Consider the following 12,656-nt stretch of genomic DNA (forward strand, 5'->3'; position numbering starts at 1 on the left):
TTTGTTAAAAGTAACAGCGGTTTTTGATGTAACCGGTTTAAGAATTGACCGCAATGATTGTCTTCTTATTTGCGGTGATCCATTTCCCTGAGGTTAACTGAATCTTAGTAATTTGACCACTTTGTTTAATCAATTTAGCAGTTACAATCATACCCTTTTTAAGGTGTGCTTGACGTTGACTGACCTTGAAAGTAGCGTGTGGATACTCGTAAATCCCCTTAGCTGCAATCACTTTAACTCGTTTTGGTAGAGCTTTGTAGTACAAGCCCGCGACAATTTTGGCATTAGCAGAAATGTAGCCATTTTTAACTTTGTAACGTAAGGTGCCATTCTTAGAGTATGCCACGCCTTCAACTTTAAAAGTGACCGCTTTAGTCCGTGGCTGTTTGTCGAAGTGCTGTACTCGTTTAGTTAGATTCACATCCCGATAAACATTGATACCCGTTTTGGCATAGACGAAGCGTGGAAAATTAACCGCCTGTTTAGCTGGTTGACTAGGTTGTTTGACGGGATTATTCGACTGACTAGAGCTGTCTTGACTGCCTTGACTGCCTTGACTGCCTTGACTGCCTTGATTATTTTGACTCGCTTGATTGCTTTGATCAGGCACAGTTGGCGTTGAAGGCTGACTTTCTGAGAAATTATTATTTGACTCATCAGCCTGTTTTTGATTGTCCAACATCTTGAACTGGCCGTTAGATTCAAATAATTTTCCTAAGGCAATCAATGTCTGATCCTGTCCCTTAGCAGCTTGGAACTGAATCCCCAAAGGCATCTTATTGGCACTCACATAGGTTGGCAAACTGATTGCTGGTTCTCCAGTCAGATTAGCCAGCTGGGTAAATGGTGTCTTGGTCAGTCCATGAAGCCAGGCATCATAGATCAGTTGCATTTGCTGAGCGCTGTCTAATGAACCAATGTGTCGTAATTTTTCAACGTATTCTGGTAAGAAAGCTGGATCATCATTGCTTGGCGCCGTGGTTGCGGTCGTCGGCGTCAGATAAATTGGATACTGTTTATGAAAATCGCTCATTTGCTGTCTGGCAGTTGCAATGGTTTGTTGAACCTGAACACCATCGGTAGCCGGGTTAAGTTTCTTGCTTGCTTCATACAAGGCATAAGTCATAATACTGCCGTCATCTGGGCCCAAGTCACGTTTGAACTTACTCCTTGCAAATGAATTGGCTGCAAACCCATCGCTGGTACCTGATTTGTAATAGGCCATCATCAGTGCCTTGCCATCAACTGGACTATCAACCTGCTTAACATTAAAGCCTTGATCTTTAAGAAACGAAACCGCTTGCTGAACAGCATCGACAGCATCCTGGCTGACTGGCGTTCCAACGGGTGACTTAGTTGAATAAGCAATGGTTTCTTTCTTCAGATCACTAGGTGCTGGTACATCTGTCACTTTGCCGCTCAACATATTATTGAATAGCGTTTCAGTGTCCGCCATTGATTTGGTTTCGGCAAAACTAGCCATTGAGCTGGTCGCACTATCACCGGTAATCATACCAGATGTTGGTTTTAGACCAATCAAGCCTGACCATGAAGCTGGAATTCGAATCGAACCACCAGCATCATTGCCGGTTGCAATCGGTACCATATCATCCGCCACACTAGCAGCTGACCCACCCGATGAACCACCGGGATTATCTGCCGTGTTCCAAGGGTTTGAAGCAGTCCCGTACAATTTTGATGTGGTGACATTGATCAACCCCAGTTCGGGATAATTCGTCTGACCGATGACAATGAAACCTAGACTCTGCAGCTTAGCTACAAACGGTCTGGTATAACTTGCAACCCGATCACTAGAGTATGGGAGTCCTTGCGTAGCCGGCTCACCCTTTAATTCTTGTGCTAATCCCTTGATCAAAATTGGCACACCGTAAAATGGCTGACCAGTATCCTTCATTGCATCAGCTTCACTCAAAGCTTTATCTTCTCGTAAAGTCAAAACAGCGTTTAATTGCGGGTTATCCTGCTTGATCTTTTGAACAGCTAACTTGATCAGTTGCTGCTTAGTGACCTTGTTACTACGGACCATTGCAGCTAACTGTGACGCGGTTGAATGCTCGTACTGAGATAGTGTCAGCGTGCTTTGTGGTGCAGTAGCTGTAACAGTTGCCTGAGAACTGGTCTCAGCCCCCTGAACAATCGTCTGACCACCTAAGCCAAACATTCCCAAGGTTACCACTGTTATAAGTAACCCCTTACGTAATTGATGCTGGTTGCGCTTCCCAAACCAACCCATTTATCCATCCCCACTTTCAAATATATATGAAATAGTATTGCTCATTTAGACTACGCCATTTTCATAAAAAATGAAAGCGCTTTTCAAGCCCTATAAATCATAAAATTCTAATGATTATCATAAAATATTAAATATTATTAAAGCGAAATTTATGTAGAACGTGTATGGTATATTATTAATGGCTTCACAATAAAGTATATTGCCAAAATTATCAAGGCGTTTAAACTCGTTATTTCCTAATATATTTCATAAGATAAGCATTAAATATATAAACTAATGTGTTATTTTCAATATCTATTTTTAGAATATTTTTTAATTTCCCTTTTATTTCAATTTGAAATCGTGAAATCAAAAAACTCAGGCAATCAAAAGCATTGCCTGAGTCCTTATTACTTCAAATTATTCTGCCAACACACCATGAACCACCATCACTTGACCAGCTTCATCAGGTGCTTCCAACCAATGAAATTCACCTGGCTGCATCACAACAGCTTTGCCTGGTACCAGCGTGGTCACGTCATCATCAGTATGGAACTGGATTGATCCCTTGATTGCCACGACAGTTACAGTCATTGATGAGCGGTGACGTTTAATAGTAAAACCCTTGGGTAAAACTAACCTAACGATGGACAAATGGTGCTCTACCATCATCCTGTCAGGTCCCTCTGATACCGTTGTATCTGGTGTTAATACTTTCATGATTGCCTCCATTATCATTATGCATGTATGTAAATAGTGGCAGGAAATCTGCTACTATTATTTTTCGATTGAGCGTTTAATTTTTGATTGAGCGTTTTTACTTTGTCGTCTTACTTCTATCTAGCCTAATCGGGCTACTACAGGCAGAGACTTGCACCTAAGCCAATACCAATATAAATCCAAGCCCAGGATTTCTATCGGTATCAGCTTAGGCTCCAGTCTCTAACCGCCTGTCTTCGCACCTAACCTATTGACCCTTCCATCTCAAAACTAATCAACCGGTTCAACTCAACCGCATACTCCATCGGCAGTTGTTTCGTAAATGGTTCCACGAAGCCCATGATAATCATTTCAGTCGCCTTTGATTCCGAGATTCCTCGCGACATCAAATAATACAGCTGTTCCTCTGAAATCTTGGAGACCTTTGCTTCATGTTCCATCGCCACATTGCCGTTATAAATTTCGTTATACGGAATCGTGTTTGACGACGACTGGTCATCCATGATGATCGTGTCACATTCAACGTGGGCCTTTGAACCATCCGACTTCTTTGTGAAGCGAACTGTCCCGCGATAATCGGTGGCACCACCAGTTTTAGCAATTGACTTTGAGACAATTGAACTAGACGTATTCGGTGCATTGTGAATCATCCGCGCACCAGAATCTTGATGAATACCATTAGAAGCAACGGCAATCGAAAGCATCGTCCCACGGGCATTTTCACCATCTAAGTAAACGCTTGGGTACTTCATGGTCACCTTAGATCCTAAGTTACCATCGACCCATTCCATGGTGGCGTTCTCTTGAGCTGCGGCCCGCTTCGTTTCCAAACTATAGACGTTGTCCGACCAGTTTTGAATCGTCGTGTAACGGCAGTAAGCGTCCTTTTCAACGTTCACTTCAACTACCGCAGCGTGCAAACTATCAGACGAATAGTTCGGTGCGGTACAGCCTTCCACGTAGTCCACTCTGGCGCCTTCGTCCACAATGATCAGTGTCCGTTCAAATTGACCAGAATTCTCCGCGTTCAAACGGAAGTACGCTTGAATTGGCGTCTTAGTTTGGACACCCTTTGGCACGTAAATAAACGAACCACCGGACCAAACAGCCCCATTCAGTGCAGCAAACTTATTGTCAGTCGGCTTAACTAACTTGCCAAACCACTTTTTGAACAACTCTGGGTATTCACGCAACGCCGTATCGGTATCGGTAAAGATAATCCCCAGTTTTTCAAAATCGTTTCGCATGTTGTGGTAAACCACTTCAGATTCGTATTGTGCTGATGAACCCGCAAGGTAACTACGTTCAGCTTCTGGCACGCCCAAACGGTCAAAGGTCTTCTTTAGATCATCAGGGACGTCATTCCAGTCCCGGTATTTTTTATCAGTCATCTTTTGATAGTAAAGCATATTCTTTAAATCAAGCTCGCTCAAATCTGGACCATAATCCGGCATGGGCAGCTTTTTGTATGCTTCATACGATTTCAGACGATAGTCTAGCATCCATTTAGGTTCCTTTTTTTCGGCTGAAATCTTCCGAACCGTTTCTTCTGTTAGCCCACGACCTGTTGAATATGCTGGCTTGATATCGTCGTGAAAACCGTATTCATAATCTTTATCGTTAGCAACAATGTCTGGGACATTTTGTGCGCCTGTTCCTTCTGCCATTTGCTACTCCTGCTACTGATAACTTATAAAAAGTTATAGATTATTCTTGCTTCTCCCTATCCTGCCTCGTATAAAACTCACTAATACAGTTGATATGATAGTCCACAAGCGTTAATTCCCGGCTAGCCACCGGTACATCCTTTGAAACCTGTTTTAGTAGGCTAATTCAAAGTTTTCAGTATCCCTGATATTCAGGGCCGCATTAATATCGCGATCTTCGGTATAACTACATTTAGGACATTGATAGGTGCGCTCACTTAGCTTTAAATCAACTTTTTTATAGCCACATTGATGGCATAACTTAGAAGTTGGTTCAAACCGGCCAGTCAGGTGTACCGGAATGCCTATTTGCTGGCATTTAGAAACTAATTTGATTCTAAAACTATAGAATCCTTGGTAACTAACGGCTTTAGCTAAATGCCGATTTTTCATCATACCCTTAACATTCAAGTCTTCTAAGGCTACCCACTGCGGTTTGGTTCTCACCACAGCGGCGATAATCTTATTTTGATAATCTGACTGAATATTGGTTAACCGTTGATATAAGCGTTGCACTTTCCGCTGAGTTTTAGCTAGATTTAAATCAGTAGCAGATTTCCCTTCTTTCTGTCTTCTAGCTTTCAGTGCTTGATACTGACGGGACAACTTTCTTTGCAGGCGTCTAAGGCGTTTTCTGATGCGTCTTACCCGACTACTTTTATTCTGATTGTGATACAGAGTACCATCGTTTAGAACGGCAAACTCTTTTAGACCAAGATCAATGCCAATGGGCTCACCGGTCACTTCTAACTTTGGCAGTTCGGTCTGTTCCACTAAACAAGTCAAGTAATAACGGCCAGCTTTGAATTTGATTCGGCCTTGTTTGATAACAAAGTGTTCTGAGTCTGCAGGAATGTAGCCAAACTCTTTCAAACGTACCCAGCCAAGCTTCGGCAACTTGATTCGGTGACGCTGACAGGCAATGATTTGCGTTTTACCGTTCTCAACAAAGTAATAACTACCCTGACTGCGCTTAAACGATCGCCAGTGAGGAAAACCACTCTGTTTCTTAAAGAACCGCTTCATGGCCGTATCAGCGTCAATAAAGGCCTGTTTGACCGATTTAGCATATAAATCCTTGATCCACATATCATCAGGGTTAGCTTTTAGATACTCATGGTTAAACCACTTACTAAAAGCGTAAGCGTTTAAGTAGCAATAACCCATTTCGTAGCGTTGCTGATTGATATCCAAAAACAGGTTATAGGCCCAACGACTGCCACCAATATGACAATCAATCTGCCAAGCTTGTTTTTCAGTCGGCTTAATTTCGACTTTGTAGGTGAGTAACATCAGATATTCCGCCTTATGGAATTTAATCACCAAGGTGAGGTGTCCCTCATATTATACGGGATGGATTTAGCTCAAAAAGCCTTTTAATGAAATTCATATAAATCACTACATATAAGCTATCAGCTAATACAGAAAATTTAACTTCTAACTTTAACCTTGTTATACCTTTTACCAGGCACAGAATAGTATAGAAACACCACTTTACAAGGATTGATATCCTTTTACAGCAAAACAGTTACTGTTTATTCCTCCTTCTCAGAATCATCCACATTGCCGTCTGGCTGTTTTAACAATGCACGCTGCAATGCCCACCATGAAAGTGTCGCGCACTTAATACGCGCTGGAAACGTCATGATGTTGCTTAAGATTGCGGCGTCTTGAAGTTCATCCAAATCTTTTTGAGGATGTTTTTTACCTATGACCATGTCAGAAAAAGTCTTTGCCATGTTTAAGGCTTCATCCTTGGATTTACCCATAACAGCATCCGTCATCATGCTGGCACTGGATTGACTGATCGTGCAACCATCACCGGTAAAACCGATATCGCTAATTCGATCCTGATCGTCCAGCTGGATATCCAAGTTAATGACATCACCGCAAGTCGGATTCTTCAGTGTAATCTTATGAGTCGCGTCCGGCAGCGCATGTTTGTGATGCGGATGATCCGAGTGATCCAAAATCACTTCTCGATATAAACTATTTAGTTTCTCTAGACCCATGATTGAAGAACTCCTTTGTTTCTTGAAGTGCCACAAGCAAACGATCAGCGTCCGCTTGCGTATTATACAGATACAGACTAGCACGTGCTGTGGCGGTTAGTCCAAGATATTCCATCAGTGGCTGTGCGCAGTGATGTCCGGCACGAACTGCCACACCTTCCATGTCTAAGGCAGTGGCAACATCGTGTGGGTGCAAGTTCTCTAGATTAAACGCAATAACACCCGTATGCTTAGCAGGATCTTGTGGCCCATAAACTTGAACACCATCGATAGCTTCCATCTTAGGTAACAGGTAATTCACTAGTTCCTGTTCGTGCGCACGCACTACTGACATGCCAATACCAGTTAAATAATCAACAGCGGCTCCTAAGCCAACTGCACCGGCGATATTTTGCGTTCCAGCTTCAAATTTATAAGGCAATTCTGCCCAAGTCGATTCCTGCTGGTGAACAAAGCCAATCATTTCGCCACCGTATTGGTAAGGTGGCATTGCTTCTAGTAATTCGCGTTTACCATATAAAATACCGATACCAGTAGGACCCATCATTTTATGCCCAGAAAAAGCGTAGAAATCAACGTCTAAATCCTGAACATCAACCGCCATATGCGGTACGGCTTGCGCACCATCACCAACAAAAACTGCACCATGTTGATGAGCTAGTTTAGCTAACTGTTTGATTGGGTTAACGGTGCCCATAACGTTAGAGGCATGAGCGACCGCGACAATCTTAGTTTTGTCAGTAATTAACTGCTTAGCTTCTTCTAAGTCAAGTTCCCCGTCATCCGTCAAATGAATGTACTTTAACGTAGCACCCTTACGAATGGCTAGTTGCTGCCACGGAATCAGGTTGCTGTGGTGTTCCATGATTGAAATCACAATCTCGTCTCCAGCAGAAACGTTGGCTTCACCATAGGTACTGGCCACTAAGTTCAAGCCATCCGTACAACCTTTAGTGAAAATAACTTCCTCTGGTTCCGGTGCATGAATAAACTTTTGCACTTTACGACGAGCAGCTTCGTAATCAGCAGTTGCTCTTTCTGCCAAGGTGTGGACACCCCGGTGAACATTAGCGTTATCCGTTTGGTAAAAATGTGTTAGCGCTTCAATTACTTGGTTTGGGCGTTGAGCAGTGGCGGCGTTATCTAAATATACTAGACGTTCATCGTTCACTTTTTGATCTAAAATTGGAAAATCCTGTAACAATTTACTCAAAGTGTTGTCCATCTTCAAGCTTCCTTTCAATCATGTCAATCATTTCTTGACGGACTTCCGGTAGTGGAATTTCATCCAAAACAGCACCCAAGAACCCACGAATGACCAACCGTTGAGCTAATTTCTTATCGATTCCTCGACTCATCAGGTAGTACAGCTGATTTTGATCCACTTGGCCAACACTAGCCGCATGCCCGGCAATCACATCATCTTCATCGATTAACAGAATTGGGTTAGCATCACCATGGGCTTGATTAGACATCATGAGTACCCGGTTTTCCTGTTCGGCATTTGCGCCAGACGCACCGTGAATAATGTCACCGATACCGTTAAAGACCAGCTCGGACTTTTCCAGCAGCACACCACGTTGAGAGATATTAGCCGTCGTATGCTTTCCCCGGTTAACCACTCGGTTATTGATCCCGTTACTCTGTTTACCTGTGGTTACCGCAATAACCTTTGATTCAGAATGAGAACCCTCACCAATTAATTCACTGGTGATATCGCCTAGCGTATTCTGGTCGTTAACGATGCCAATTGCCCAGTCAAAACGCGCGTTACGACTAAGGTTGGCTCGTCGATGGAGAAACGAATAGGTCTGTTCACCTAATTCATCCACACTAGAGAAGTGGACGTGACTATTAGCACCACTCATCACTTCAACCATGCAATGTGCGGCATTGGCAACGTCGCCTTCAGTAGTTAAATGTTGAATGAAGGATAACTGACTATCCTCTTCAGCAATAATCAACACGTGTGACACCATGGCTTGTTTTACCGTACTATCCTGAATTAGAAACGCCTCAATTGGCTGTTTGATTACCACACCTTTTGGCACGTATAAAAAGATACCGGAATTTAAAAAGGCTTGTTGGTACGCCGTTAATTTGTTTTCGTTATACTTGGTCACTTTTTCCATAAAGTACTTTTTAGTCAAATCTGAATGTTCACGAAAAGCACTAAAAATATCGGTTAAAATGACCCCTTGAGCTGCCAGTTCATCCGGTAAGTTCACAGCAACGGTGGTCTGACCAACTTGAACAAACCGAATCTGGTTATCAGCCTTAGGTAAATGATCAGCGAGATGCTTGTCACTGTCTCTAAAAGTGAGTGTCATGTTATCCATCAAAGGCCAGCGATGAAAATCATAGCGTTTCATTTCTGGCAATGGCAGATCCTGCATGGCATCGATGGCTGCAAGGCGACGATCCACGAACCACTGAGGCTCGCCGTGCGCGCTGGCAGCAGTTTTCACTGCGGTCTTTACTGCTTCATAATCTTGAACGGCACTTATCAAAACGACCCCTCCTTAACGATTATCGTCAACTAAATCAACATCCAGTCCTAGCTCATCGCGTAGACCAGCATAGCCTTCGCTTTCCAGCTTCTTGGCAAGGTCCGCGTCACCGCTCTTAACGATGCGACCATCCATCATGACGTGCACAACATCAGGCACGATGTAGTTTAATAACCGTTGATAGTGGGTGATGATCAATGAACCGAAGTTATCGCCACGCATCGAGTTAACACCCTTGGAAACAACTTGAAGCGCATCAATATCAAGTCCAGAGTCAATTTCATCCAATAAGGCAAAGGTTGGCTTGATCATCAATAACTGCAAGATTTCATTACGTTTCTTTTCACCACCGGAGAAGCCTTCATTAAGATAGCGCTCCGTCATTTCTTCACTCATATCCAGTAACGATAAATTCTTATCCAGTTCCTTTAAAAAGTCCATAACTGAAATTTGATCGTCTTCTGGTCGACGCGAATTGATCGCCGCGCGCAGGAATTCAGCATTTGTCACACCTTGAATTTCAGCTGGATACTGCATTGCTAAAAACAGGCCCTTACGCGCACGTTCGTCAACTGGCATGCCTAAAATACTTTCACCATTGAGCAAAATATCGCCCTTGGTGACGTGGTAGGCACTATTACCCATAATGGTTTGTGACAGTGTTGATTTACCGGTTCCGTTTGGTCCCATGATGGCGTGAATTTCACCCGTGTTCATCGTGAGATTTACACCCTTTAAGATTTCGCGGGTCTGATCTTTTTCTTCTTTGATCTCAACATGCAGATCCTTCACTTCAAGTGTCGCCATATAAATCATCCTCCATTGATTAGTTATCGCTGGAATATTACCTTGACTGAATTCACCAATTATTCCTACGCGAGTATTGTTCATTACATCTCTAGATTATAGTTGTTTTCTCATATTATTCAAAGTAGGCATTTCCCTTATACCTAAAAAATTCATAAAATGTGATACTATAGAGTGAAAGTTATTCTTTAGCGAATATGAATATTTAACTGATATTCGAATATTATTGATGTCACTTGAAAGGTAGGATGATCATCATGAATCACTTTATGATTAAGCAGTTTAATGGCCTTGATGATGCAACCGCACAACGTCTGCATAGTCTGGGGCTACAAGTGGGCAGCAGCGTGCAGGCCGTACGCTTTTACCCGTTTCATGGACCGGTCATCATTCAAGTGGACCACCAAAAAATCGGTATTCGCTACCGGGTGTTTAAACTGCTCACGGGAGGCAAGCCACTATGACAACTGTCGCTTTACTTGGCAACCCTAACACCGGTAAAACCACCCTTTTCAACGAACTGACGGACAAATACGCGTACGTCGGTAATTGGACTGGCGTGACCGTTGAGAAAAAAGTTGGGCAAATTCGCCATTCACACACTAAAGTCATTGATCTGCCGGGGGTTTATTCCCTAAATCCCATTACTAAAGACGAATCCGTGGTTACCAACTACTTATTAGGTCATTCGCCTGACTTGATTTTAAACGTCACCAACGCCAGCCAATTAAAACGAAACTTGTTATTGTCAGTTGAGGTGTTGGAGTTAGGCGTGCCTGTAATCATCACATTGAACATGATCGATGATTTAAAACGAACAGGCCACTACTACAATTTGAAGACACTCTCAACCGAATTAGGCTGTCCGGTACGAACGACGAATGCACGTAATAAGGAAGGTCTAACCGAATTAAAAGCTGATCTAGTTCGTGACCAAAGTGAAATAAAACCCAATTTACCATTAAAATTAAACTATCCGTTGATGGTTAACCAAGCCATTCGGCAAGCAGCCACTTCATTAACAAAAGATTATAAAGTTGAACCTAAGTTTGCTCATTGGCTTGCAATCCAGTACATCAATAACAATAAAGTGGTGCGAAAATACGCCACAATGCATCAACTGAAACCGCTGCTATCTCAGAAAGCCTATTACGACGCTCAAAAGTTTGATGATCAAATTTTTGAGACGCGGCTGTCCTTCATCGAAAAAACGTTGGCGTCCGCAACCGAACAACTGCAGTCAACGCAACACGTGGCCATTACCTCTAAAATCGATAAGGTGGTCACTCACCCGATTTTTGGTCTCCCCATCTTCGTGGGAATCTTTTACCTTATGTTTAAACTGTCATTTGACTGGATTGGCACACCTCTGTCAGGTTACCTTGATGGCTTCTTGTCGGGACCAATTTCTAGTTGGGCCAACCAATTTTTGACTCAAGCAGGTGCTTTGCCAATGCTACGTTCATTGATTGTGAACGGCCTCATCGCTGGTGTCGGTGGTGTCCTCGTGTTCATCCCACAGATTTTTGTACTATTTGCTTGTATTACCATTCTCGAAGATTCGGGTTATATGTCACGAGCCGCACTGGTTACTGACAGAATCATGGAGATGATTGGCCTCAATGGTAAAGCCTTTATTCCGTTGATCATTGGTTTTGGCTGCAATGTCACTGGCATCATGGCGGCCCGAACGATCGAGCAACCTAAGGAACGACTGATCACAACCTTGATTTCGCCGTTTATGAGCTGTTCCGCTCGGTTACCCATTTATAGTTTATTCGTAGCGGCCCTGTTCCCTCGTCATCAAGCTTTAATTGTGCTGTCACTATATTTTCTGGGAATCGTTGTTGCATTGTTCATGGCTAAGTTTTATCACGTTATTTTCAAAGCTAAAGAACACTCGGTCTTCATCGTGGAATTACCCCAGTATCATATTCCACGTTTGGATATTGTCTGGCACGGTACCTGGGATAAGGGTAAAGGCTTCATTAAAAAAGCGGGTACGATTATTTTTGCCGGTACCGTTCTAATTTGGCTGCTTTCTAACTTTGGTGTTCGTGGCTACGTTACCCAGATCGATCAAAGTTTCGCTGCTAATCTCGGCCAGATTCTCTTACCCGTTTTTAAACCCATTGGCATTTCAACTTGGCAGCCCATCAGTGCCTTGCTCACTGGCGTTCTGGCTAAAGAGGTCATTAGTTCCAGCATGATGGTGCTATTTCATACTAGTAATCAAACTGCGCTAATTGCAATGATTGGAGGCAGTTTTACAGCGATTTCAGCCTATGCTTTACTGGTTTTTATCTTGCTATATATACCCTGTTTCGCTACAATTGGGACAATTAAGTCCGAAACGGGTTCTGCAAAATGGGCAGCCTATTCGGTTATTTCCAGTTTGGCTATCAGTTATACGCTTGCATTCTTAATTTTCCAGATTGGTTCACTATTGATGTGAAAAGAGGTCATGATTCATGGGATTATTCGTTAATATTTTGATTTTGGCTGTTATTTTTGGGTTTGCAGGCTACCAAATTTACCGAGCTGTGAAGCGCTCCAAGCAAGGTAAATGTGCTGCTTGTGACTATGACTGTGAAGCTAAAAAAATGTTAAATCAATCAAAGAAGCGTGCCATGTAATATAAAAAAGTGCTATTTCGATTTTTGTCGGA

Annotated in this window: 11 protein-coding genes; 3 read left to right on the forward strand and 8 right to left on the reverse strand. The window is 42.8% G+C overall.

Annotation, left to right across the window (positions count from 1 at the left end):
• Positions 1 to 37: 37 nt before the first annotated feature.
• The 8 genes from CES82_RS07315 to sufC form a co-directional block, all read right to left on the reverse strand.
• The gene (locus tag CES82_RS07315; protein WP_225364869.1) at positions 38 to 2,254 is read right to left on the reverse strand and encodes an amidase family protein; all 2,217 of its coding nucleotides are present in this window, start codon (positions 2,252 to 2,254) and stop codon (positions 38 to 40) included.
• 399 nt (positions 2,255 to 2,653) lie between these two features.
• Positions 2,654 to 2,953: a cupin domain-containing protein gene (locus CES82_RS07320; protein WP_098824959.1), complete on the reverse strand. Its 300-nt coding sequence runs from the start codon at positions 2,951 to 2,953 to the stop codon at positions 2,654 to 2,656.
• Positions 2,954 to 3,195: 242 nt separating this feature from the next.
• Positions 3,196 to 4,620, reverse strand: a complete 1,425-nt coding sequence (gene sufB, locus CES82_RS07325) for a Fe-S cluster assembly protein SufB (RefSeq protein WP_098824961.1) — start codon at positions 4,618 to 4,620, stop codon at positions 3,196 to 3,198.
• Between the two features lie 153 nt (positions 4,621 to 4,773).
• Complete coding sequence (locus CES82_RS07330; protein ID WP_225364870.1) at positions 4,774 to 5,952, reverse strand: RNA-guided endonuclease InsQ/TnpB family protein; 1,179 nt, start codon at positions 5,950 to 5,952, stop codon at positions 4,774 to 4,776.
• A 242-nt stretch (positions 5,953 to 6,194) separates the two neighbouring features.
• Entirely contained in the window at positions 6,195 to 6,671 is a 477-nt protein-coding gene (gene sufU, locus CES82_RS07335) for a Fe-S cluster assembly sulfur transfer protein SufU (RefSeq protein ID WP_098824963.1), read from the reverse strand.
• Entirely contained in the window at positions 6,649 to 7,896 is a 1,248-nt protein-coding gene (locus CES82_RS07340) for a cysteine desulfurase (RefSeq protein WP_098824965.1), read from the reverse strand. Before CES82_RS07340 ends, sufU begins: the two co-directional genes overlap by 23 nt.
• Positions 7,877 to 9,178: a Fe-S cluster assembly protein SufD gene (gene sufD / locus CES82_RS07345; RefSeq protein WP_098825209.1), complete on the reverse strand. Its 1,302-nt coding sequence runs from the start codon at positions 9,176 to 9,178 to the stop codon at positions 7,877 to 7,879. The genes CES82_RS07340 and sufD overlap by 20 nt, the downstream gene beginning before the upstream one ends.
• Before the next feature lie 15 nt (positions 9,179 to 9,193).
• Entirely contained in the window at positions 9,194 to 9,988 is a 795-nt protein-coding gene (gene sufC / locus CES82_RS07350; protein ID WP_098824967.1) for a Fe-S cluster assembly ATPase SufC, read from the reverse strand.
• Between the two features lie 257 nt (positions 9,989 to 10,245).
• On the opposite strand from sufC, the gene CES82_RS07355 reads away from it, so the two are divergent.
• Genes CES82_RS07355 through CES82_RS07365 form a run of 3 tightly spaced genes read left to right on the forward strand, consistent with a single transcriptional unit; the run spans position 10,246 to position 12,624 of the window.
• Positions 10,246 to 10,452, forward strand: a complete 207-nt coding sequence (locus CES82_RS07355; RefSeq protein ID WP_225364871.1) for a FeoA family protein — start codon at positions 10,246 to 10,248, stop codon at positions 10,450 to 10,452.
• The gene (gene feoB, locus CES82_RS07360; RefSeq protein ID WP_098824970.1) at positions 10,449 to 12,443 is read left to right on the forward strand and encodes a ferrous iron transport protein B; all 1,995 of its coding nucleotides are present in this window, start codon (positions 10,449 to 10,451) and stop codon (positions 12,441 to 12,443) included. Before CES82_RS07355 ends, feoB begins: the two co-directional genes overlap by 4 nt.
• Before the next feature lie 16 nt (positions 12,444 to 12,459).
• Entirely contained in the window at positions 12,460 to 12,624 is a 165-nt protein-coding gene (locus CES82_RS07365; protein WP_098824972.1) for a FeoB-associated Cys-rich membrane protein, read from the forward strand.
• Positions 12,625 to 12,656: the final 32 nt, after the last annotated feature.

This window comes from Secundilactobacillus silagincola (assembly GCF_002583405.1).
In the GTDB taxonomy this organism is placed as follows: Bacteria; Bacillota; Bacilli; order Lactobacillales; family Lactobacillaceae; genus Secundilactobacillus; species Secundilactobacillus silagincola.

Excerpts from the sequence above, each read along its gene's own strand:
- CES82_RS07315 (WP_225364869.1), bottom strand. The coding sequence starts at position 2,254 with ATGGGTTGGTTTGGGAAGCGCAACCAGCATCAATTACGTAAGGGGTTA.
- CES82_RS07320 (WP_098824959.1), bottom strand. The coding sequence starts at position 2,953 with ATGAAAGTATTAACACCAGATACAACGGTATCAGAGGGACCTGACAGG.
- sufB (WP_098824961.1), bottom strand. The coding sequence starts at position 4,620 with ATGGCAGAAGGAACAGGCGCACAAAATGTCCCAGACATTGTTGCTAAC.
- CES82_RS07330 (WP_225364870.1), bottom strand. The coding sequence starts at position 5,952 with ATGTTACTCACCTACAAAGTCGAAATTAAGCCGACTGAAAAACAAGCT.
- sufU (WP_098824963.1), bottom strand. The coding sequence starts at position 6,671 with ATGGGTCTAGAGAAACTAAATAGTTTATATCGAGAAGTGATTTTGGAT.
- CES82_RS07340 (WP_098824965.1), bottom strand. The coding sequence starts at position 7,896 with ATGGACAACACTTTGAGTAAATTGTTACAGGATTTTCCAATTTTAGAT.
- sufC (WP_098824967.1), bottom strand. The coding sequence starts at position 9,988 with ATGGCGACACTTGAAGTGAAGGATCTGCATGTTGAGATCAAAGAAGAA.
- CES82_RS07355 (WP_225364871.1), top strand. The coding sequence starts at position 10,246 with ATGAATCACTTTATGATTAAGCAGTTTAATGGCCTTGATGATGCAACC.
- feoB (WP_098824970.1), top strand. The coding sequence starts at position 10,449 with ATGACAACTGTCGCTTTACTTGGCAACCCTAACACCGGTAAAACCACC.
- CES82_RS07365 (WP_098824972.1), top strand. The coding sequence starts at position 12,460 with ATGGGATTATTCGTTAATATTTTGATTTTGGCTGTTATTTTTGGGTTT.